This is a genomic window from Microbacterium abyssi, assembly GCF_015277895.1.
GTDB lineage: Bacteria > Actinomycetota > Actinomycetes > Actinomycetales > Microbacteriaceae > Microbacterium > Microbacterium abyssi.
Genome location: NZ_CP063815.1, coordinates 2,109,764 through 2,130,769, shown reverse-complemented (window position 1 = coordinate 2,130,769; position 21,006 = coordinate 2,109,764). Strand labels below are relative to the sequence as shown.

Sequence of the window (21,006 nt, the reverse complement as noted above, 5' to 3'; positions counted from 1 at the left end):
GGCTGTGAGGCCGCCGCGTCCGACGCTCGCGTGACTGGTCAGGCGACTTCGAGACTGACGAGCGGGCGCTCAGGCTTGGGGCCCGGGACCTCGGTGAACCCGGCGGCGAGGAACGTCGAGAGGGCGCCGTGGAACAGGTCGTTGACGCGGACGTTCGTCTTGCCGGTGTCGATCGGGTAGCCCTCGATGACCCGGGCACCGGCTTCTCGCGCGAACCGGATCGCCGCCTCGAGGAGGACGGCGTTGAGCCCATGACCGCGATGCTCCTTGCGCACCACGAAGCAGCTCACGCCCCAGACTTCGTCATCGTCGAGGGGTTCACGTGTCGTGGCGATGATGTTGCGGGTGCGGGCGAGGCGGCGCTGTGCGGGACGGGGACCGATGCGGATCCAGCCGGCCGGCTCGCCATCGACGTAGGCGACGATTCCCGGCGGGCGATCGGATGCCACCTCCTGCTGGAACAGGGCTGTGCGCTGGTCGAGGTCGGTGGTCTCCCACTCCTTGTTCGTGAGCACCGGCCAGACGCACTGGCAGCTGCGTCCGTCTCCGCCGCCGCTCAACGCGTGCTGGATATCGTCCCAGACCTCAGGACTTGCGAGCGCGGTGGTGATGTTCGGCATGTCGGGCAGGCTACGCCCGGGGGCGGACATGAGGCAAGGACGCCGGTTCGCGCGGGGCCCTGGCTTGCGGCTAAGATAGGGGAGTTGCCTGCGCGTGAGCGCACGACAACGGGCTGTGGCGCAGCTTGGTAGCGCACCTGACTGGGGGTCAGGGGGTCGCAGGTTCAAATCCTGTCAGCCCGACCGAACGACGAAGGACCGATCCGAATGGGTCGGTCCTTCGTCATTATTCGGCCGTGCGTCATCTCCATCGCGGCATCGCAGAGGACGTCGCGAAGGCAGAGCCCAGTGGGATGGCCGCTGGCTCATCACGCCCCGTCGTGCGCCTGTTCCTGACGCACGGCCAGTGTCCGACACCGACTCCGGTGGTGCTAAACATCGAGTTTCGGCCGTTGGCGCCCGGTGCCGCGCACCGCGAGCGGGCCATGCGATCGTCTTTGGGGTGTTCCCGACCACGGGATGATGTCGGAGGTAACGCGGAACGTCGCGCACATGAGCCGCGCACTCAGGTACACCGACGAGGAACTCGCGGTCGCGGTTAGCGGCTCGACAAGCTGGCGGGGAACGTTGAGAGTACTGGGCATGACCGCGACTTCGGCGACCGCGATAAGGTCGGTGCGCCAATACGCCGATCAACTCGACCTTGATTACACGCACTTCCGTGGGCGTCGTCGGTGGACCGATCATCAACTGCGCACGGCAGTGGCCAGAGAGCACACATGGAACGACGTCGCCATCGCACTTCCCAATGTCGACGTATCGGAAGTTGTGCTCTTGAAGGGGCACGCCTCGAGGCTTGGCATCGATGCGAATCACCTGAAGTCTTCGCAAGCGTCCCGCGCTCCTGAACATGCTCCAAACATTCGCAATGTTGACCGGGCTGGACCCTTGCTCCCGCGGCCTGGTTCACCCTGTGCGGCTGTGATGTGTCTTGGTCTCTTGAGCCGAGTCGCTACGACCTGATCGTTTCCACTCAATCCGGAATCCGCCAGGTGCAGGTGAAGACCACGAGAACGCGAGCTGGCAGAACATGGAAGGTGTTTCTCTCGACAACTCGGGGTACTCGACGAACGTATGATCCCGACGAGATCGACGACTTCTTCATCATTGACGGCGACATGAATTACTACCTGATTCCAGTGTCTGCTGTCGGCGGGCTTCACGCTCTGCACTTGAGTGCGTACGACTCGTATCGGCAGACCGGTGAACCTGTGCTTGACCCTACGACAGAGAACGAATTGGTGCCGTCAGCGATTACCTGACTTGACTCGGCGTGCGGTCCTCGGAACTAGCGGTGCTGCCACGTTGGATCACTCGATCCCGCGACGACCGTCGGCGTACCCTTCACTCATGGACAAGACCCCGAAAGTCGTCGAACACCTAGAGCAGAACGAGATCTTCGTGTTCGGCTCGAATGCCGGCGGACTTCACGGCGGCGGCGCCGCCCGCGTCGCTCACGAACGCTTCGGTGCGGTGTGGGGCGAAGGGCATGGTCACCATGGCCAGAGCTACGCCATCGACACCATGAGCGGGCTCGACGTGTTGGCCAGCGAGGCGAACGACTTCGTCGCCTACGCCGCAGCGCGACCCGACTTGCGCTTCTTGCTAACTCCGGTGGGCTGCGGGATCGCCGGGTACACGCCCGAAGAAGTGGCGCCCTTATTCACCGGCCTGCCCGACAACGTCACCGTCCCGGCATCCTTCGCTCCCTACCTTCGATCGTGACCACGACGCTGCTCCTCCTCGCCGACACGCACGTGCCGGCTCGCGCGAGAATGCTCCCTGATGCGGTCCTCCGCGCCGTCGACGAATCCGATCTGATCATCCACGCCGGCGACTGGATCGACATCCCCACGCTCGATCTGCTCGAGACGCGCGCCCGTCGGCTCTGCGGCGTGTACGGCAACAACGACGGACCCGAGCTGCGAGCGCGATTGCCTGAGGCGGCCCGGGTGACAGTCGAGCAGGTCGACATCGCGGTTATCCACGAGACCGGCCCGGCCGCCCGGCGTGAAGAGCGCATGGACGCCGCGTTCCCCGCCGCGGACCTGCTCGTCTTCGGGCACTCGCACATCCCATGGGACACCGTGACTCCTGCCGGCATGCGACTGCTCAACCCCGGTTCGTCGACCGACCGGCGACGGCAACCCACGTGCACGATGATGCGCGCGGTGATCGACGGCGAGCGCGTCGAAGTGGAGCTGATTCCCGTCGAGCGGTGACGCGAGGGCGGAGCGTCCTCCTCTCAGAATCCACGAGGAGGAAACATGGAATCGACACCCGATGCCGATTCCGCGGCGGGCAAGAAAGCGCAGATGCACCCGCTCCGAGACGAGGACGCCTCGACCACCGCCGATCCCGCCGACGATCCGGCGCAGGCGGAGTGAGAGCGCACTCGAACCGTCGACGAGGCCAGCGACCTCGAGAACGCGACGGCGACTGGCCGTGATCCCGACGAGATCCCCGGTCCCGAAGCGCTTGAGGCAGCGGATGATCTCGCGTCGGCTGCGTCCTTCCTGCGTGCGTCTGTCGACGTATGCGTAGGTGCGGTCGTCGTAGCGGAGTCGGGAGAGCACGATGTTGTGCAGTGTCCGGTTCAGTTGGCGATCGCCGTAGCGGTTGAGGCGGTGTCGGTTCACGACTTGGCACTCGGTCCGGGGCCGAGGACCCCGAGAGGACAAGTCGCGCGAAAGGCGCGAAGCCAGTCAGAACAAGGGTCACACTCGAGCAGCTTCGACGGATGGAGTCGTTGCGGCACCGGTTTCTTCGTCAGGACGCACCGCGACCCATACGGCACGACCGGAGATCCCGCGGACCGGTGACGATCCGGCCCGGATCTCGCGCTCGGCCGCCTTCAGTGCGACGAGATCGTCGCTCGACAACCTGTGGGTGAGGTTGTTATGCCATGCCGACATCTGGGTCGCCAGCTGCGTCGCGTGGTCGGGATCATCGGCGGCCATCGTCAGATCCGTCAGTTCGCGCTGTGCGCGTGCGAAACCTGCCTCCGCCAGGGGGACAGTCCAATCTGCCGTGGACGGGAAGCCAAGTGCGGCCAGACCATCGGCGACACGATCCGCCAGACCTTTCCGCCCGGTGGCCAGGTCGTCGGGAGTGAACTCGATCGATCCGCTCATCTCCGTCACCACCAGCACGCCGCCTGGTCGCAGCACTGACAGCACCCGCCGCAGAACGAGGGCGGGATCCGAAACGTGATGCAATGACAGTGACGCCCATATCAGGTCGACGCCGGCGGGCACGAGATTCGTCCAGTTCTCGTCGAGATCGGCCGAGTGGGCGTGCACTCGGTCGGCGACGCCTGCGGCGGCGGCAGCGCCGATGAGTCGATCCAGCAGTTCCGTGGACACGTCGAGGCTGTGCACCTGCGCCTCCGGGAACCGTCGTGCGAGGGCAACCGTGCCGGCACCGGTGCCCGATCCCAGGTCGAGTACCGTGCGCGCCGGACGATCCAAGACAGAAGCGGCGCGATCCAGTGCACGCGCTGTCAGGGCCGTGGCCAGGAGCGCCTCGCGGTCGAGGTGCTCGGCGAAGGCTGCAGAGAACTCGTGCCCGTGAAGGGGGTGAGCGGCGTGAGTGGCGTCGCCGGAGGTCATACGGCGAGGCTAACCTGGAATCCCGAATGTGGCATAGGCTTTTGCTTATGACGCAAGAAAGGCTGGATGAGGTCGTTCGTCAGAGGATACGCGGGCTCCGTTTGGCCAGAGGCTGGACTCTCGACACGCTCGCCGCTCGCTGTTTCATGTCAACCTCGACGCTGAGCCGGATTGAGACCGGCGGCCGCCGGATCGCGCTGGAACAGCTTGTCGCCATCGCTCGTGCCCTCGGGACGAGTGTGGATCAACTCGTGGAGCCCGAGGATGACGAGGACGTGGTGATCCGTCCCGAACCCGAACCCATAGCCGGTGCCACCGTATGGCTCCTCTCCCGAGAGCGAGATCGCCGGGGCGTGACCATCGCCAAGATGCGCATCACCCCGGACCGCGACCTCGGCGGGCCGCAGGTCCACCCTGGATACGAATGGTTCACGGTGCTCACAGGCACCATCCATCTGCAGCTCGGTGAACGGACCATCGTCGTACATGAAGGTCAGGCTGCCGAGTTCTCCACCATGACCCCCCACGCCCTCGTGGCTCACGGTGCACCTGCCGAGATCCTCACCATCTTCGACCACGACGGCGATCAAGCACATCTCCCTGGTCACCGCCACGGGTGACGGTGCCATCAGCCCGGTCAGGATGCGCACATCGCGACCTGCGACACTGGGAGCATGCTCCGCCTCGGTGATGGCATACCGATCCGAGGGGAGGGCACTCGTGCCCGCATGGCTGGAAGAGCTTCTGCACATCACGGTCGGTCGTGTCAGCCGTCACGACGATCTGCCCGATCTACGGCACCTGCCAACACGACCGGTTGCGTTGCACCGGACCCACTATCTCGTGAATGATCGCGAACGCCACAGCCGGAAGCCTCGTACTTATGTCCTTCGCACTGAGCGCCGCACGCGGAGAGGCCACGCCAGTGTCGTCGTCTCTTCGAACGGCCGCGGTGTCGGTTATCTGCCCGACGATGTAGCGCGAGTCATGAAGCCGCTCCTCGATCAACTCGGCGGCGCGGCGGTCGTGAACGGCTCAGGGGCGAGACAAGGGAGCATCCGGCTCTGGGTTGATCTGCCCGCAGTCGCGCAGTTCCGCGAGTTCGTTGCGCAGGGCTCGCGCTGAACGGTTGGCACAGTCCCGGGGGCTCCGCGTGATCAGGATGCCGTGCTCACGCTCTGACCGATGACTTCGGCGAGCTCCTCCTTCGGCTGGTTCGCTCCGAACGCTGGGTTGCCGGGTTGCAGCTGCCGACCCTCAGCGAGTTCGCCGATGACCAGTGGATCGAAGCCCAGCCGGTCGACGAGCACAGCCGCGGCTTCGACATCGGCCGCGTCGTCGCCGGCGATCGCGATCGCCTTCCTGCCGCCCGCACCCGCGGGGCGGGCCTCGTCCTCCAGGTCGTGATAGCCCATGTGGTTGAGGGCCTTCACCACGCGGGCTCCGGCGAGGTGCTCCTGGACGATCTCGCTGGTCGTCATGCGGGGATCGTTCAGATCATCGCGGATGCCGTCGGTCTCCCACCAGTAGTTCATGACGTCGATCACGAACTTCCCCTCGAACGCCTCGGCGGGCAGCGTCTCGTACTTGCCCAGCGGGAGCGCCAGAATGACGATGACAGCCTCACGCGCGGCATCCGCCGAACGCATCGGCGTTGCACCGGGCGTGAGCACTGACGCGATCAGCGCGATGCGCTCGGGGTCGCCGGACCCGGCGATGAGCACGCGGTAGCCGGCATCCATCGCCAGACGTGCGAGGGCCGTGCCGACCTTGCCGGCTCCGAGGATCGCGATCGTGGTGTCCATCGTCAGTTCCCCTCTGCGAGCAGCTCGCGCACCATCGGGATCACCTTCGTGCCGTACAGCTCGACCGCACGCAGCCGCGCGCTGGCCGGGACGGCGCCGCCGGAGTAGATCATGTCGAACCGACCGACGCCGAGCGAGCGGACGGTGGTGGCGATCTTGCGTGCGACCGTCTCGGGCGAGCCGATGTGCAGCGCGCCGTGGGCCGCCTCGTGCTCGAAGTCGCCGCGGGTCATGGGCGACCAGCCGCGTTCGGCGCCGATGCGATCGCGCATCGCCTTGTAGTCCTCGTAGACGATCTCCTTGGCCTGATCATCGGTGTCGGCGATGAAGCCGGGGGAGTGCACACCCACCGGATGCGCAGGCGTGCCGAGCTGCTCGGTCGCGCGCCGGTACAGGTCGAGGAACGGCGCGAATCGCGCAGGCGAGCCGCCGATGATCGCGAGCATGAGCCGGAACCCGTACTGGGCGGTGCGGATGACCGACTGCGGCGAGCCCCCGACGCCGACCCAGGTCTTCAGACGCCCGGAGTCCGTCTTGGGGAACACGTCCGCCTGGTGCAGAGCGGGGCGGGTCGTGCCCTCCCACGTCACGGGTTTCTCATCGAGAAGCTTGTGGAACAGGTCGATCTTCTCGTCGAAGAGGATCTCGTAGTCGGACAGGTCGTATCCGAACAGCGGGAACGACTCGGTGAACGAGCCGCGTCCCAGGATTACTTCGGCGCGACCGTTCGACAGCGCATCGACGGTCGCGAAGCGCTGGAAGACCCGCACCGGATCATCGGACGAGAGCACCGTGACCCCGGAGGCGAGCTTGATGTTCTTGGTCGCCGTGGCCATGCCGGCAAGCACCGTCTCGGGCGTGGAGATCGCGAACTCCGCGCGGTGGTGCTCGCCGACGGCGATCACGTCGACGCCCGTCTGGTCGGCGAGGATCGCCTCGTCCAGAGCCGCGCGGATCGCGCCGGCGTAGGAGAGGAGCCGACCCTGGTCGTCGCGCGGCACGTCGCCGAAGGTGTCGAGGCCGAACTCGATGTCATTGATGTCGATCATGAGATGCTCGCTTCTGTTCGGGTCGGTGGGCACGAGGATGTGATTGACACGTCAATTATGAACCGATATGGTTGACATGTCAATCAGGAGGTGGGGCACATGAGTGCGACTGGCCGGAAGACGCCGACGCGCGAACAGCTGCACGTGTGGCGGGAGTTCCTCGAGACGACGGAGAAGTTGCAGTCCGAGCTGGGTGGCCGCCTTCAGGCCGAGTCCGCGATCTCGTCCGCCGACTACAAGGTGCTGCTCGCCCTCAGCGAGGCTCCGGATCGTCGATATCGGTCGTCCGTGCTCGCCGACGAAATCGGCTGGGAGCGCAGTCGCCTCTCGCACCATCTCGGCCGCATGGAGCGACGGGGACTGATCAGTCGCGTCGCATGCGCGGATGACAGCCGCGGCTCGGAGATCGTGATCACTGCCGAGGGAGCGGAGACGTTCCGGCGATGCTCCGTGCCCCACCTGCGCGACATCCGCGAACTGTTCATCGACGCGCTCCGGCCCGCGCAGCTCAGCGCCGTCGCCGATGCGACGACGGCGCTGAAGCATCACCTCGAACGCTCCTCCGTCATCCGGTCAGCCTGAGTTGCGGCCACGCCGCGAGGTCGCGGCGCATCTGCCGATCGTGTGTCGCGATGACGACTGCAGCGGCCGTGGCATCCAACGCCTCGGTCAGCTCGTCGACCAGCGCGATCGACAGATGGTTGGTCGGCTCATCGAGCAGCAGGATGTGCGGGCGGGATGCCAGCGCCAGTGCCAGATCGACGCGACGCTGCTGCCCCATCGACAGCGCGCTGAACGGCCGCTTCCGATCCGCGGCGCTGAGAAGCCCCAGCGACGAAAGCGAGACGGATCCGCTGCCCAGCCGCTCGAGGTGGGCTTCGAACAGCTCGTGCACGCTTCTGCCGCTCTCCCGTGAGGACTCCTGGGACAGCAGTTCGACACGCGTGGAGCGAGCCCGGCGAACTGTTCCACTCGTCGGCTCGAGCACACCGGCGAGAACGCCCAGGAGGCTCGACTTGCCCGCGCCGTTCGGCCCGGCGATCAGCAGGCGATCGCCCGACTCCAGCCCGAGCGAGACCGGGGTCCGGAGGCGACCGGCGACCTGCACATCCTCGGCGCGGAGGAGCGCGGTGCCGGAGCGCGCGGAGAGCTCGGGCATGCGGAACCGCAATGGCGGCGGCGGCACGGTGATCGCGTGCTTCTCCAGGTCATCGCGGCGTCGATTGACCGACCGGACGAGCGCGGGAGCACGCGTCGCACGCTGATGCTTGCCGGTGCCCTTCGGCGGCCGCCAGCCCGAGACGAGCCGGTTCTGGGCCTCTGACAGGTCCTGTGTCAGCCGGGCGTGATCCGCCTGCTGCTGCTCGTAGTCGGCGACCCAGCGGTTCCACTCGGCCTCGCGCCCCTCTCGGTATGACTCGAAGCCCGCGCCGTACACGCGCGGCCGGCCGTCGATGCTGGGATCGAGGTCGATGATCGCGGTGGCGACGTCGGAGAGCAGCGCGCGGTCGTGGCTGACGAGGACGACCCCGCCGCGATGGGCGCGCAGTGCACCGGTGAGGAACTCGAGACCGGCGGCATCGAGGTGGTTGGTCGGCTCGTCCAGCAGCAGGAAGTCATGGTCGGCGCCGAGCAGGCACGCCAGCCTGACGCGGTACCGCTGTCCGACCGACAGCGTCGACAGCGGCCGAGATCGGTCGGTTTCCGCGCCGAGCGATTCGAGCGCGATATCGACGCGCCGGTCGGCATCCCAGGCGTCCAGCTGCTCGGCAGCGTCGAGCGCGTCGGCGTACGCCTCGGCGGCGCCGTCTCGATCATTCGCAAGGTCGGATGCCGCAACATCCAGCGCCGCGACTGCCGCGTGCGCTGCCGCGAGCTCGACGGCGATCACATCGCCCACGGTGCGATCGTCGTGGATGGGCAGCGCCTGCTCGGCGACGCCGAGGGTTCCGTGCAGGCGGACGTGTCCGGCATCGGGTGTGAGGGTACCGGCGAGCACGTGAAGCAGCGTCGATTTGCCGCGGCCGTTCTCGCCGACGACACCCCATCGCGATTGCGGTGCGACGAGCATGTCGACGCCGCTGAGCACGGGCCGACCAGCGCGCGCCACGTGGATGTCGGAGATGGACAACTGCGCCTGCGCGCGGGCAGGCACGGGAAGAGTGATAGGCATGGTGGTTCCGTTGAGTCTGAGTGCGGGCGCGCCACCGATGGCGCGCAGATACGCGAAAGACCGTCCGCAACCGTGGGGTGGGCGGATCGGTCGACTCAGATCACAGGAAGTACAGATGCACGTATCCAGGCTAACAGGGTTGCACTGGGCTGAGGCTGGTCGGCTGCTGCGCGTTGTCGCCTCCAGACGCGTCGGCGCGAAAGACGGCCTCGCCGAGCGATGACATCATGCCCTCGTCATCCCGGAGACCTGTCAACCCCCTCGTCGGGACATCGCCGGCTCCCGGACACTGTCGGTGAGGGCGGAGCGTCCGCCTCCGAGAATCCACGAGGAGGAATCATGGAATCGACACCTGATGCTGTTTCCGCGGCGGGCGAGGACGAGCCGATGCAGCCGCTCCGAGACGAGGACGCCACCACCACCGCCGATCCTGCCGACGATCCGGCGCAGGCGGAGTGGGAGCGCACGCAAGCCGTCGACGAGGGCAGCGATCTCGAGAACGCGACCGCGACCGGCCGTGATCCGGACGAGATCCCCGATCCCGAAGACGAGATCCCCGCTGAGGACCTGCCAGGGTTCGGCGCCCAGCCCGAGACGCAGGGTGACGAACCGGTGAGCGCGGAGCTTGGCGAAGAAGGCCAGGGCGACCTCTCGCCCGAGGACCTGTGAACAGGACGGAGAGCAGCATGATGATGGAATCGGATGCCGGCACGGCGGCCGATGCGGACGCCGACGGGGCCGATGTGCAGGAACAGCAGCGCCCCGCGCAGGACGATGCGATCGATCCCGAACAGGTCGTGAGTGAAACGCGTCCAGACGGATCCCGCATCGACGCAGACCCGGCCGATGTGCAGGAGCAAGCGTTGGAAGTGCCCGTCGAAGAGGAATAGCATGCCGGAGCCGGAGGTGTTCCGCGCGCCGATGCGTTCGCACGACGACAACGTGCCCGCCGGCGTCGCTGTCGACAGAGCGCTCGAACACGGAGTGTGCGGAATCGGCGGGCGGCTCGGCGCGCCTCCGACGTCGCTGTCCGACGCGATATTCCAGACCGATGCGACGTACGGCGAGCGCGCGGCACGGCGCCTCGAGCGATTCGCCGGCGCGTCGGAGGGCTCGTTCGTGTGGACCCGCAACGTCTACGATTTCCTCTGGTTGGGGCGCATCGGGGACGGGTGGAGCTACGACGCCGATCCAGGGGCCTGGGCCGTCGATCTCGTACACGTCCGACTCTGTGATTGGATCCCGACGCCGATCCCGTGGGATCAGGCGCCGCCCTCCGTGCACGCTTCCCTGGCGCGCGGAGGACGCAACTGGCAGCGGATCCGCGCGGCCGATGCGCTGCCGGGAACTGCGAGAGTCTGGTCGCGATATCACCCTGATGCGCCGGTTCAGCTCACCCGAGCGGTCGGGTAGACATCCCGGATGCTCTCGACGAAGAAGCGTCCCTTGCTCTCAGCATCCATCAGCGCACCATGGACGGCGCGCGGAACCGCGTGATACCGATACACATCGCCGCTGACGAACTCGATCTCCAGCAATGCGAGATCCTCGTCGTACCCGACCGACCGGAGGGCCGACGACTCGACCACAGTGCGTCTCATGCGCGTCTGCCGGATCCCGCGTCAGTCGTGCTCGCTGCCATCGGGCATCTCATGCCGGAACGCACGCTCAGGGTCCGGCGCATCCGTGTCCTCCGGCAACGGCTTGTCCTGCTTCACCTGATCATCGGGCTTCTGTCCGTGCTTCGCGTCATCGCGTGGTTCGTGGCTCATGATGCGCTCCTCTCCTGCGGGGTGAGCGTATCCAGGACCGGCAGAGCGCTGAACCGGGTTGACGCTATGGTCAGTCGGGTCTAGGAGCCGCTGGATCTCCGAGCACGCGCCACGATGATGCCGCGCTGCGAGTTCCAGAATCCGTCCAGCATCGTGCGCAGCTGCGCGGCATCGACGTCAGCCCCGAATGCTTCCGCGCCGGGCTCGAGCATGATCCCCGCAGCGAGCGGGCCGGCGTGCACCGGGTCGAAGCCCAGCTCGTCCACGAGCGCGGCGACGATCGCGACGTCGTCGGGGTCGTCGCCCGCGATCGCTATGGCCTTGCGACCGGCAGCCCCGCGAGGACGAGGTTCGTCTTCGAGGTCCTGATAGCCCATGTGGCTCAGCGCCTTGACGACCCGGGCCCCTTCGAGATGCGCCTGCACGAGTTCGCTGGTGGAGTTTCGCGGATCATTCAGGTCATCGCGGATGCCGTCGGACGCCCACCAGTAGTTCATGGCGTCGATGACCAGTTTGCCGCGCAGCGCCTCGGCGGGCAGCATCCGATAGTTTCCGAGCGGAAGCGCGAGGATGACGGCATCCGATCCTTCGATCACGGCGGTCGTCGACCCTGCCGTCGCGCCGATCGCCCGCACGCGTTGCGCGATGGGTGCCGGATCACCCGACCGGGCGACGAGAACGCGCAGTCCCGCGGACACCGCGAGCCGGGCGAGTACGGTGCCGTATCGGCCGGCGCCGAGGATGCCGAGGGTCTGGATGGCGCGCGGAGTGTCCACCCGGCCATCGTATGGCCGGCGCGCAGTCCGGGCTCAGAGCTGGTTGATGCGGATGAGGTTGCCGGACGGGTCGCGGAACGCGCAGTCGCGCACGCCGTAATCCTGGTCGGTGGGCTCCTGCACGACGTCCGCGCCGCCGGCTTCCAGACGTTCGAACAGGCCGTCCAGATCCTCGGTCGCGAGGGTGATGGCGGTGTAGACGCCCTTGGCGATCAGGTTCATGATCGTCTCGCGCTCCTCGTCGGTGATGCCGGGATCGACTGCCGGCGGGTGGAGCACGATCGAGGTCGATTCGCCGGCAGGGCCCACCGTGAGCCAGCGCATGTTCTCGTAGCCGACATCCTTGCGGACCTCGAACCCGAGCAGGTCGCGGTAGAAGCCGAGCGCCGCATCGGCGTCGGTGTGGGGCAGGAACGCGTTGTGGATGCTGATGTTCATGCAGGCAACGCTAGGCGGATGCCGCCGCCTGCGCTTCTCGATTCCTGACCGGTCTGGTGACCTGCTTTGCCAGGCACGGCGGGATCCCCTCGACCGAACGGGATGGATCGTCGCGGTACGCACTCGGCGACACCCCGACGAGTTCGGAGAACCGCGTGCTGAACGTGCCGAGCGACGAGAACCCGACGGCGAAGCAGATCTCTGTGACGGTGAGATCGCCGCGGCGCAGCAGCGTCATCGCCCGTTCGATCCGCCTGGTCATGAGATAGGCGTAGGGTGGCTCGCCGTAGATCCTCCGGAACTCACGGCTCAGGTGACCGGCCGACATGTGCACGCCGCGCGCCAGGTCTTCGACGTTCAGCGGGTGCGCGAATTCCCGGTCGATACGGTCGCGCACACGGCGCATGACAGTGATGTCGGCCCGATCGTTCGCTTCCGCCATGCGTCCATCCTGTCAGGCGGCCGGCCGGCTGAGGATGCCGGATGCCGAATCCATCAGGAATCGAGAAGACCGGCGGCGGGCTGCGCCGTAGCGTGGACCCCACATGACCCCGACCGAGGAGAGAGCACCATGACGAAGCAGGACGCCGGCGGGTTCTCCGCCGAGGAGCGCAGGGCGATGAAGGAGCGCGCGGCCGAGCTCAAAGCAGACGCGAAGCGGGCGAAGGGCGCCGAGAAGGCCGCCGCGGAGGAGGCGGAGCTCCTCGCGAAGATCGCGCAGATGCCGGACGGCGACCGCGAGATGGCCGAACGCGTGCACAGGATCGTCACGAGCGTCGCTCCCGATCTCGCACCGAAGCTCTACTACGGCCAGCCCGGGTATGCCCGCGGCGGGAAGCCGGTGGTGTTCTTCCGCAGCGGTCAGATGGACAAGGAGCGCTATTCGACGTTCGGGGTGAGCGTCCAGGCCGCCCTCGATGAGCCGAGCGGGTTCTGGCCGACCTCGTACGCGCTCATCGACCCGACCGAGGAAGCCTGGGAACAGCTGAGCGAGATCGTACGGCGCGCAGCCGGATCGGGGGAGTAGGGCGGGTCAGTCGACGCTGACGGTCTCTTCGGCCGACGCCTTGCTGCGACGCATCTGGCGTACGCGCATGACAATCCAGGCGACGACCGCGATGGCCACTACGGCGATGACCACCTTCTGGAAGATTCCGGCGTAGTCCTCGACGATGTGCCAGTTCGCGCCGAGGTAGAAGCCGGCGAGCACGAAGATCGTGTTCCAGATGGCGCTGCCGGCCGTGGTCAGCAGCGTGAACCTCAGCAACGGCATCCGCTCGATTCCCGCAGGGATCGAGATGAGGCTGCGGAAGATCGGGATCATGCGGCCGAAGAACACCGCCTTCGACCCGTGCTTCTCGAACCAGGCCTCGGTGCGTTCGACGTCCTCGGTCTTCAGCAGCGGCATCCGCTCGACGATCGCGTACATGCGGCGTCGGCCGAGCCACGCGCCGATGCCGTACAGCGCGAGCGCGCCGACGACCGAGCCGACGGTGGTCCAGATCAGCACCTCGACGAGACCGAGCGTGCCCTGCGCGGCGGTGAATCCGGCCAGCGGCAGGATGATCTCGCTCGGCAGCGGCGGGAACAGGTTCTCCAGGGCGATGGCGACGCCGGCACCGAAGCCGCCGAGGGTCTCCATGAGGGTCACGGCCCACGCCGCGATGGCGTTGAGGTTCTCGGCTCCGGCATCCATGGCTTCCAGCGTAGGAGAGCGCACCTGAGGATCCGCGCAAAGACACCGGATGTTCACGTCTGCAGGAAGCTCTTGCCTCTGCGGCTCCGCTTCGTAGGCTGTAGCCATGGACAGGACGATCGTGATCTCGATGCCGGCTCCGATTCCGCACGGACATCGCGTCGAGGTGGTCGAGCGCGTGGACGAAAGTGGTGAGCGCGTGGTCGTCGGCGTGACGGATCTGGAGACGCGGATCCGGTATCAGCACGGCGCCGCGACCGCCGGCTCGGCAGCGTGGGTCGGCCGGGTGCTGGAGTGCACCATAAATCCCAGCAGGGCGGGCTTCAGCACCACGTTGCTGGTGGATCCGGTCGGGCCGGGAGCGGCGGAAGCCGACGTCGCGCTGCGCGGTGCGGATGCCGCAGCATCCGCCGTCACGGAGGAGGCGCTGCGCTGGGGCGGCGCCGATCGTACGCCGGAGCCGGAGGCACCGCGCTTCTGGTGAGGGGGCTGCAGCGGGCGTCAGCGCAGCGCGGCGAGGATCGCCTCTGTGACGGCATCCGGTGCATCCATCGGCGCGATGTGGCCGGCGCCGGGGATCACCTGCTCCTCGATGCGCTCGGCCGCAGCCCAGCGGGGCATGGCCGTCGCGATGTTCCCTGTGCGGTCTGCCGCGCCGCGGATGAGGGTCAGCGGAACCGTCGAGCGGTGGCCGGGATCCGGGTCGACCAGTGACACCGTCGCGCGCCAGACGTCGAGGAAGACGGGTTTCGGCATCCGCGCGAAGCAGCGGTGAGCGTACTCGATCGCGGCCGGAGTGGTGGCGGATGCCGTCGCCATGAGCCTCGGCAACCGGGAGGCGGGGATCATCGCCAGCGACGGCGCGGCGATGCGCAGTCCGAACCGCTCCATCCGGGTGAGCGGTCCAGCGTTCCAGGTCGAGTCGACGATCACCAGGTGGCCGGCCTGCGTGCGGTCGCGCCGGGCGATCTCCTGCACGAGGTTGCCGCCGAGGGAGTGTCCGACAAGCGTCGAGCGGGGGAATCCGAGGTGCGTGATCAGCGCGGCGAGATCGTCGAGGGCGTCCTCGACGCGGAAACGGACGCCGTCATCGAGGGCTGACATGCCGTGACCGCGCATGTCCCAGGTGACCGCGCGGAACCCGGCATCGCGGACGGCGTCGAACTGCGCATCGAACATCGCATGGTCGACGCCGGCGCCGTGCGTGAAGACCACGGCATCGCCGCCGCCTCCGGTGTCTTCATAGTGCAGGGTGGCACCGGGGCGGTCGAGCGTCTCGGACAGGTGCACCATGCTTCCGAACCTATCGGCGCCATCATCTGAAGTCACGGGAGCGATGCTCGATCCCGGTGCGCAGATCCTGGAAGGCATCCGCGAGCACGTTGATCACGCCCTCGGGCGAGCGCTCCAGCATGCCGCGCACGATCAGCGCTGGGGAGTCTCTGGCGATCCGGCGGTAGCGGCCCCAGACCCCCGCCGAGCAGACCACGTTGACCAGGCCGTGCTCGTCCTCGAGATTGAGGAAGGTGACCCCGGCCGCCGTCGCCGGTCGCTGCCGGTGGGTGACGAGCCCCGCCACCTCGATGCGCCTGCCGACCTCGTGGTCGCGCAGCTGCCCGGCGGTGAGCACGCCGCGATCGTCCAGCGCCGCACGGAAGTGCGTCATCGGATGGTCGTCGACCGAGACGCCGGTGGTCGACAGATCTGAGGACAGCAGCTCATAGCTGCTCTGATCGGTGAACAGCGGCGGCTGCACCGATACGGTCGTGCCGGGAAGGTACCGGGCGCGATCCTCTGCGGCAGCGCCTGCGAGCCAGACCGCCTCGCGTCTGCTCAGCCCGAGGCATTCGAAGGCCCCGGCGGACGCGAGTGCCTCCAGCTGAGCGGCCGTGGCATCCGTGCGACGCACCAGATCATGCAGATCCCGGTAGGGACCGTGCGTCTCGCGCTCCGCGACGATGCGCTCCGCCATCGGCGTGCCGATGCCGCGGACGCTGCCGATCCCGAGCCGGACGGCGAACGCGCCATCACGGCGATGCGCCACCGACTCGTCCGGTGCATCCCGGTCGAACTCGCCAGGTGTCGGCTGGTCGTACACGGCGCAGGAGCCGAGCCCGGTGGGGCCGACGATCCCTGCGGAATCGTCCAGAGCCTCCAGCGCCGCCGACGCCGCCGAGGCGTGCAGATCCGGACGCCGCACCTGCACGCCGTGCCGGCGGGCGTCGGCGGTGAGTGTGGATGCCGAATAGAACCCCATCGGCTGCGCGTTCAGGAGCCCGGCGAGGAACGCGGCCGGATAGTGCAGCTTCAGCCACGAGCTGGCATAGACCAGCAGCGCGAACGACAGCGAGTGCGATTCGGCGAACCCGAAGTGCGAGAACGCCTGGATCTGCTCGTAGATGCGATCGGACTGCTCGGCGGACAGGCCGTTCCGCGCCATGCCGGCGTACAGCTTCTCGCGGATGCTGTCGATCCTCTCCAGCCCGCGCTTGGAGCCCATGGCCCGCCGCAGGGTGTCCGCCTCGTCGGCGGTGCAGTCGCCGATCGTCGTCGCCATCTGGATGAGCTGCTCCTGGAACACCGGGATGCCCTTCGTGCGCTCCAGAACCGATTTCAGCTTGGGGTGCGGGTAGGTCACCTCGTCCATCCCCATCTTGCGCCGCACGAACGGATGCACGGCGCCGCCCTGGATCGGGCCGGGGCGGATGAGAGCGATCTGGATGGCGAGATCGTAGAAGCGCCGCGGCTGCAGACGTGGCAGCAGCCCGATCTGCGCACGGGATTCGACCTGGAACACTCCGATCGAGTCGGCCCGGCACAGCATGTCGTAGACCGCTTCTTCCTCCTTGGGGATCGTCTCCAGCATCCATCTCTCGCCGGTCGCCGCGGAGACGAGATCGAAGCAGTTCTGCAGGGCGGCGAGCATGCCGAGCCCCAGCAGGTCGAACTTCACCAGGCCCATCCACGCGGCATCGTCCTTGTCCCACTGGATGACGGTGCGCTTGTCCATGCGGGCATGCTCGACGGGCACGACCTCGCCCACCGGGCGCGCGGTGAGCACCATGCCGCCGGAATGGATGCCGAGATGCCGAGGCGCCTTCAGCACCTCGCCGGCGTACTCCAGCACCGTCTCGGGGATGTCATGGCCGTCCGCGGGCATCAGGTCTGCGCCCCAGCCGTCGACCTGACGCGACCAGGCGTCCTGCTGGCCGGGGGAGTAGCCCAGCGCCCTCGCCATGTCGCGCACGGCGTTCTTCGGACGGTACTGGATGACGTTCGCCACCTGCGCAGCGCACTCGCGGCCGTACTCTTCATAGACCCACTGGATGATCTCCTCGCGCCGGCCGGAGTCGAAGTCCACATCGATGTCGGGCTCCTCCTCGCGCGTGCTGGCGAGGAAGCGTTCGAACGGCAGGCCGTACAGGATCGGGTCGACGGCGGTGATGCCCAGCAGATAGCAGACCGCGCTCGCCGCCGCCGATCCCCGGCCCTGGCAGAGGATGCCGCGGCGCTTCGCCTCGGTGACGATGCCGTGCACGATGAGGAAGTAGCCGGGGAAGTCCTTATCGTCGATCACGTTCAGCTCGCGTTCGATCCGCGCCCGGCCGTCGTCGTCGAGACGGGGGTAGCGGGCGGGCACGGCCTCCCACACCAGATGCCGCAGCCAGGTCATCGGCGTGTGCCCCTCCGGGACCTTCTGTCGTGGCAGGGCGGGGCGGGCGCGGCGCAGCTCGAACGCCGACTCCTCGGCGATGGCGAGCCCGTGCGAGATCGCACCGGGGTAGCGGCGGAACCGCTCGGTCATCTCGGCCCCGCTGCGCAGATGCGCCGATCCGTGCGAGGGCAGCCAGCCGTCGAGGTCGTCCATGCTGCGCACCGCGCGCACCGCCGCGACCGCCTCGGCGAGACCGGCACGCCGGGGTGCCGAGTAGTGCACGTTGTTGGTCGCCACGACGGGGAGCCGGTGGGATGCCGCGAGATCGGCCAGGGCGTCGTTGCGGCGCGAGTCCTGCGGATCGCCGTGGTCGAACAGCTCCACGGCCACGCTGTCGTTCCCGAACAGGTCGACGAGGCGTCGCAGCGGTGTCGCGGCATCCCCTCTGGACAGCCCCTGACGGACGCCGCCCTTGCGGCAGCCGGTGAGGATCGTCCATTGCCCGCCTGCGCTCGCCGCGAGATCGTCGATGTCGTAGACCGGGCGCCCCTTCTCGCCTCCGCGCAGCTGCGCTCTGGTGATGGAGCCTGCGAGCCGGTGGTAGCCGTCCATGCCGCGGGCGAGCACGAGCAGATGCTCGCCGACCGGGTCGGGCACACCGCCTTGCGGAGAAGGCAGATCCAGCGACAGCTCGGCGCCGAAGATCGTCTGCAGCGGAGTCCCCATGAGATCCGCGGCCTCCGCGAACCGGGCGGCGCCGTAGAACCCATCGTGATCGGTGATCGCGAGCGCGGTGAGACCGAGCCTGGCGGCCTCGGCGATCAGCTCCTCCGGCGGGGAGGCCCCGTCGAGGAAGGAGTACGAAGTGTGCGCGTGCAGCTCTGCATAGGGCACAGCGTTCTCGGGAGGTGTGATCTGCGGTGGCGATGCCTTCGCACGGCGCCTGCTGACCGGCCCCGGGTCCGGTCTGGACGGCGACGGTTCGGGAGCGGGGCGCCCGCTGAGGGTGCGTTCGAGCTCCTTCCACGGCATCGCCGGGTTGTGCCAGCCCATCAGCGATACCTCCCCTCGGCCCACCAGGCACCGTCCTCCCACAGCACGAGCCATGCGCGCTGGGACTCGTCGACGATCTGGAACCGCTGCGCCGTGCGGGAGCGGCCGGCATCCCACGCCCGCTCCCGCAGCGGCCAGGGGCCCGCCCAGCTGAGCACGGGCGCGTCTTCGATCACGGCGGGGGGTGCGGACAGCGCGCCGCGCTCGTCCACGGTCGGGGCGGTGCCGTCGGCGGCCGTCACCCTGGCGGGCACCGGCGGGACGAAAACCTCGGAGGGATGCGGGGGCGGAAGGCTCCCGGGCCAGGGCGAAGCCGCATCGCGCTCGTGCGGAGTCTTGTCGCCCCACGGCTGGAACAGCTGCCGCTCGGCGAGCCGGCGCCCTCCGGTGACCTGCGGGGTGACCACGCCGCGATGCCCGAGCAGCGCCTGGACTCGTGATACCGCATGGTGAAGGCGCTGCTCCGGACCCTGCCCGAACAGCCCGGGCTGATGATGTGCGCTGTCGTCGACCCGAGTCGGCGTGATCCGCACCTCGAGGATGCCCGCACCGACCCGCTCGGTCTCGGCGAACGCGGCCGCCATCCCCTCGAGCTGCCACCGCACCCGGTCGACCAGATCGCTCGCCTCGAACGAGGTCGGATGCATCCAGACCCGCGAAGAGACGCCCCCGTCGTCGTCGGTGAGGTCGATGCGCACTTCGGTGCACACCTGCGAGAGCCCGGCGAGAGCCGCGGTGACGGCATCCGCTGTCTGGCGTACAGCGAAGGCCACCTGCTCTGCTTGCGCCAGGGGACTGTCGAACACGATCTCCCGCGCGAGCTGCGGTTCGGGTTTCTGCGGTGTCAGCGGCCGCGAATCGGCACCGGCGGCCAGATCGTGCAGCCGCACGCCTCTCTCACCGAGCCGGTCGCGGACGTGGGCGACCTCGAGCGCGGCGAAATCGGCCAAGGTGCGCACGCCGAGCTTCGTCAGCAGCGCCGTGATCTGCTCATCGGCCAGCACCTGGACGGGAAGCGGCGCGAGAAGATCACGCGAACCGCCGGGAGGGACCACGCGCACCGGATCGGCCAGGCGCGCCGCCTGCTCGGCGGTGAACAGCCCGTCGGCGACGCCCGCGCGGGAACCCGGGTGGGTATGTTCGGCGAGCGCGTCGATGAGATGCTGCGCTGCCTGCTCTTCGCCGCCGTAGTAGCGGGCGGCGCCGCGAGCCCGCAGCGCGATCAGCCCCGGACGCAGAGGCTGCACTCCCGGCACCAGCTCTTCGAGCAGGCGGAGCACGGGCAGGAACATCCGCTGCTCCTGCAGCGGATCGGCGGAAAGGATCCTCAGGCCGGGGGAACAGGTCTGCGCGAGCCGGCGACGTTGACCGCGCCGCACTCCCTGCGCCCTGGCGGATGCCGAGCAGGCGACGACGGTGTTCGCCTGCACTACGGCGACGGGCTCATCTCCGGGTGGTGCACCGAGTGCCGCGCGCACCGGCCAGTCCGGCAGCCACAGCACGAGATGACGGGGAGGGGCGCTCATCCGGCCACCGCCCAGCGATCGGGCGCCGGCATCACGGTCAGCGGCGTCGCCACCGGCAGCGGTTTCACCGGCTGCAGGGGAGCGGGTGCGTCTCCCACGCGCCCGAGCTCGGTCGGCATCTGCACGCGCACCCGCCGGCCGGATTCGAAGCGCCGCCCCGAGGCCCGCAGCGTCACGGTTCGATCCGAAAGCAGTCCCCACCCCGAGCCCAGACCGTGCCATTCGGTCTCCTCGACTCGGATCGTCGCCTCGCTCTGGGGCCAGGGAGCGGTGACCAGCAGCGTGCAGCCGCGATCGCGCAGGCGTGCGTTCAACCGGGCGATGTCGGCATCCGAGACGCGACTGCGCGGATGCACGGCGATGATCGGGATCACCTCGGAGAGCGCCGTCGCGACAGTGAGCCAGCGCGGGCCGGGATCGGGCACGAGGATGAGGCGCTCCAACTCGACGCCGAGATCGCTCATCGCCTCGACGCCGATCGTCGGCATGCCCACGATCGCGCACCATGACCCCTTCTGCGACGGCGCGGCGAGCAGGGCGCCCAGCAGGCTCGGCGACGGGGAGAGGGAGTACGCGGAGCCGACGCGCAGGCCGGGATCGGGCAGCAGCCCCTCCAGCGCCGGATCGAGCGGGAGGAAGGGCACGTCGCTGCGTCGCCGCTGCATGCGGGAGATCTCGCTGCGCAGGCGATGCACCTCCTGCGCGCGGGAGGCGGTGCTCTCGCGAGGGAGAGCCGCGGGGGCGGGAAGTGCTGTGCCCATGCATCCATCCTCGAATGTATCTACGAATAAAGCAAGCTGTCCTCAGATCGTAATTCGCACATCGGACATCG

At 68.2% G+C, this 21,006-nt stretch carries 26 protein-coding genes, 1 tRNA gene and 1 pseudogene; 12 read left to right on the top strand and 16 right to left on the bottom strand.

The genetic code is table 11. From position 1 onward, the window contains the following. Positions 1–38: 38 nt before the first annotated feature. Positions 39–620, bottom strand: a complete 582-nt coding sequence (locus tag IM776_RS10365) for a GNAT family N-acetyltransferase (RefSeq protein WP_194419979.1) — start codon at positions 618–620, stop codon at positions 39–41. 109 nt (positions 621–729) lie between these two features. Here IM776_RS10365 and IM776_RS10360 point away from each other — a divergent pair. From IM776_RS10360 to IM776_RS10350, 4 genes are all read left to right on the top strand, one after another. Further along, positions 730–803: transfer RNA gene (locus IM776_RS10360), tRNA-Pro, on the top strand. Positions 804–1,546: 743 nt separating this feature from the next. After that, positions 1,547–1,882: a group I intron-associated PD-(D/E)XK endonuclease gene (locus tag IM776_RS15950; protein ID WP_422730910.1), complete on the top strand. Its 336-nt coding sequence runs from the start codon at positions 1,547–1,549 to the stop codon at positions 1,880–1,882. A gap of 88 nt (positions 1,883–1,970) precedes the next feature. Continuing rightward, a complete protein-coding gene (locus tag IM776_RS10355) occupies positions 1,971–2,345 on the top strand; it encodes an A1S_2505 family phage non-structural protein (protein ID WP_194419978.1) in 375 nt (124 codons plus the stop codon). Continuing rightward, positions 2,342–2,842, top strand: a complete 501-nt coding sequence (locus IM776_RS10350) for a metallophosphoesterase family protein (protein ID WP_194419977.1) — start codon at positions 2,342–2,344, stop codon at positions 2,840–2,842. The genes IM776_RS10355 and IM776_RS10350 overlap by 4 nt, the downstream gene beginning before the upstream one ends. A 249-nt stretch (positions 2,843–3,091) precedes the next feature. Here IM776_RS10350 and IM776_RS15875 read toward each other — a convergent pair. Further along, positions 3,092–3,262: pseudogene (locus tag IM776_RS15875) on the bottom strand (transposase); the annotation flags it as partial. Between the two features lie 75 nt (positions 3,263–3,337). Then, the gene (locus IM776_RS10345) at positions 3,338–4,231 is read right to left on the bottom strand and encodes a class I SAM-dependent methyltransferase (protein ID WP_194419976.1); all 894 of its coding nucleotides are present in this window, start codon (positions 4,229–4,231) and stop codon (positions 3,338–3,340) included. A 47-nt stretch (positions 4,232–4,278) separates the two neighbouring features. On the opposite strand from IM776_RS10345, the gene IM776_RS10340 reads away from it, so the two are divergent. Both IM776_RS10340 and IM776_RS10335 read left to right on the top strand, forming a co-directional pair. Beyond that, positions 4,279–4,851 carry a helix-turn-helix domain-containing protein gene (locus IM776_RS10340; RefSeq protein ID WP_194419975.1) on the top strand — a complete coding sequence of 191 codons (573 nt, stop codon included), beginning with the start codon at positions 4,279–4,281 and terminating at the stop codon, positions 4,849–4,851. A gap of 100 nt (positions 4,852–4,951) precedes the next feature. Beyond that, entirely contained in the window at positions 4,952–5,356 is a 405-nt protein-coding gene (locus IM776_RS10335; RefSeq protein WP_194419974.1) for an efflux RND transporter permease subunit, read from the top strand. Between the two features lie 32 nt (positions 5,357–5,388). On the opposite strand, the gene IM776_RS10330 is transcribed toward IM776_RS10335, so the two are convergent. Next, positions 5,389–6,036 carry an NADPH-dependent F420 reductase gene (locus tag IM776_RS10330; protein WP_194419973.1) on the bottom strand — a complete coding sequence of 216 codons (648 nt, stop codon included), beginning with the start codon at positions 6,034–6,036 and terminating at the stop codon, positions 5,389–5,391. 2 nt (positions 6,037–6,038) lie between these two features. Further along, the gene (locus tag IM776_RS10325) at positions 6,039–7,085 is read right to left on the bottom strand and encodes an LLM class flavin-dependent oxidoreductase (protein ID WP_422730909.1); all 1,047 of its coding nucleotides are present in this window, start codon (positions 7,083–7,085) and stop codon (positions 6,039–6,041) included. Positions 7,086–7,184: 99 nt separating this feature from the next. On the opposite strand from IM776_RS10325, the gene IM776_RS10320 reads away from it, so the two are divergent. Further along, positions 7,185–7,667 (top strand): MarR family winged helix-turn-helix transcriptional regulator, encoded by a 483-nt coding sequence (locus IM776_RS10320; protein WP_194419972.1) that lies wholly within the window; start codon positions 7,185–7,187, stop codon positions 7,665–7,667. Here IM776_RS10320 and IM776_RS10315 read toward each other — a convergent pair. Next, a complete protein-coding gene (locus IM776_RS10315) occupies positions 7,651–9,258 on the bottom strand; it encodes an ABC-F family ATP-binding cassette domain-containing protein (RefSeq protein ID WP_194419971.1) in 1,608 nt (535 codons plus the stop codon). The two genes, IM776_RS10320 and IM776_RS10315, sit on opposite strands and share 17 nt — an antisense overlap. Before the next feature lie 339 nt (positions 9,259–9,597). Here IM776_RS10315 and IM776_RS10310 point away from each other — a divergent pair, with 339 nt between their 5' ends. From IM776_RS10310 to IM776_RS10300, 3 genes are read left to right on the top strand one after another with little or no spacing between them, the layout of a single operon-like run. Beyond that, positions 9,598–9,927: a sugar ABC transporter ATPase gene (locus IM776_RS10310; RefSeq protein ID WP_194419970.1), complete on the top strand. Its 330-nt coding sequence runs from the start codon at positions 9,598–9,600 to the stop codon at positions 9,925–9,927. Positions 9,928–9,944: 17 nt separating this feature from the next. Next, on the top strand, positions 9,945–10,148 hold the full coding sequence (locus tag IM776_RS10305; protein ID WP_228479713.1) for a hypothetical protein: 204 nt from the start codon (positions 9,945–9,947) through the stop codon (positions 10,146–10,148). 1 nt (position 10,149) lies between these two features. After that, positions 10,150–10,671, top strand: coding sequence for a GAF domain-containing protein (locus IM776_RS10300; RefSeq protein ID WP_194419969.1), 522 nt, complete (start codon positions 10,150–10,152; stop codon positions 10,669–10,671). Here IM776_RS10300 and IM776_RS10295 read toward each other — a convergent pair. The 5 genes from IM776_RS10295 to IM776_RS10275 form a co-directional block, all read right to left on the bottom strand. Next, entirely contained in the window at positions 10,647–10,859 is a 213-nt protein-coding gene (locus tag IM776_RS10295; protein ID WP_194419968.1) for a KTSC domain-containing protein, read from the bottom strand. The two genes, IM776_RS10300 and IM776_RS10295, sit on opposite strands and share 25 nt — an antisense overlap. A 21-nt stretch (positions 10,860–10,880) precedes the next feature. Further along, positions 10,881–11,030: a hypothetical protein gene (locus tag IM776_RS10290; protein ID WP_194419967.1), complete on the bottom strand. Its 150-nt coding sequence runs from the start codon at positions 11,028–11,030 to the stop codon at positions 10,881–10,883. An 80-nt stretch (positions 11,031–11,110) separates the two neighbouring features. Then, positions 11,111–11,806 carry an NADPH-dependent F420 reductase gene (locus IM776_RS10285; RefSeq protein WP_228479712.1) on the bottom strand — a complete coding sequence of 232 codons (696 nt, stop codon included), beginning with the start codon at positions 11,804–11,806 and terminating at the stop codon, positions 11,111–11,113. A gap of 33 nt (positions 11,807–11,839) precedes the next feature. Beyond that, positions 11,840–12,244, bottom strand: coding sequence for a VOC family protein (locus IM776_RS10280; RefSeq protein WP_194419966.1), 405 nt, complete (start codon positions 12,242–12,244; stop codon positions 11,840–11,842). Positions 12,245–12,254: 10 nt separating this feature from the next. Then, a complete protein-coding gene (locus IM776_RS10275; RefSeq protein WP_194419965.1) occupies positions 12,255–12,686 on the bottom strand; it encodes a helix-turn-helix transcriptional regulator in 432 nt (143 codons plus the stop codon). Positions 12,687–12,815: 129 nt separating this feature from the next. On the opposite strand from IM776_RS10275, the gene IM776_RS10270 reads away from it, so the two are divergent. Further along, positions 12,816–13,271: a DUF1801 domain-containing protein gene (locus IM776_RS10270; RefSeq protein ID WP_194419964.1), complete on the top strand. Its 456-nt coding sequence runs from the start codon at positions 12,816–12,818 to the stop codon at positions 13,269–13,271. A 6-nt stretch (positions 13,272–13,277) separates the two neighbouring features. On the opposite strand, the gene IM776_RS10265 is transcribed toward IM776_RS10270, so the two are convergent. Next, positions 13,278–13,940: a DedA family protein gene (locus IM776_RS10265; RefSeq protein WP_194419963.1), complete on the bottom strand. Its 663-nt coding sequence runs from the start codon at positions 13,938–13,940 to the stop codon at positions 13,278–13,280. Between the two features lie 106 nt (positions 13,941–14,046). Here IM776_RS10265 and IM776_RS10260 point away from each other — a divergent pair, with 106 nt between their 5' ends. Further along, positions 14,047–14,424, top strand: a complete 378-nt coding sequence (locus IM776_RS10260) for a hypothetical protein (RefSeq protein ID WP_194419962.1) — start codon at positions 14,047–14,049, stop codon at positions 14,422–14,424. A 17-nt stretch (positions 14,425–14,441) separates the two neighbouring features. Here the strand turns inward: IM776_RS10260 and IM776_RS10255 are convergent, their stop codons facing one another. From IM776_RS10255 to IM776_RS10240, 4 genes are read right to left on the bottom strand one after another with little or no spacing between them, the layout of a single operon-like run. After that, positions 14,442–15,233, bottom strand: coding sequence for an alpha/beta fold hydrolase (locus tag IM776_RS10255; protein WP_194419961.1), 792 nt, complete (start codon positions 15,231–15,233; stop codon positions 14,442–14,444). Between the two features lie 22 nt (positions 15,234–15,255). Beyond that, positions 15,256–18,648, bottom strand: a complete 3,393-nt coding sequence (locus tag IM776_RS10250; RefSeq protein WP_194419960.1) for an error-prone DNA polymerase — start codon at positions 18,646–18,648, stop codon at positions 15,256–15,258. Continuing rightward, positions 18,648–20,174, bottom strand: a complete 1,527-nt coding sequence (locus tag IM776_RS10245) for a DNA polymerase Y family protein (RefSeq protein ID WP_194419959.1) — start codon at positions 20,172–20,174, stop codon at positions 18,648–18,650. Before IM776_RS10245 ends, IM776_RS10250 begins: the two co-directional genes overlap by 1 nt. Beyond that, a complete protein-coding gene (locus tag IM776_RS10240; RefSeq protein ID WP_228479711.1) occupies positions 20,171–20,935 on the bottom strand; it encodes a hypothetical protein in 765 nt (254 codons plus the stop codon). Before IM776_RS10240 ends, IM776_RS10245 begins: the two co-directional genes overlap by 4 nt. Between the last annotated feature and the right edge of the window lie 71 nt (positions 20,936–21,006).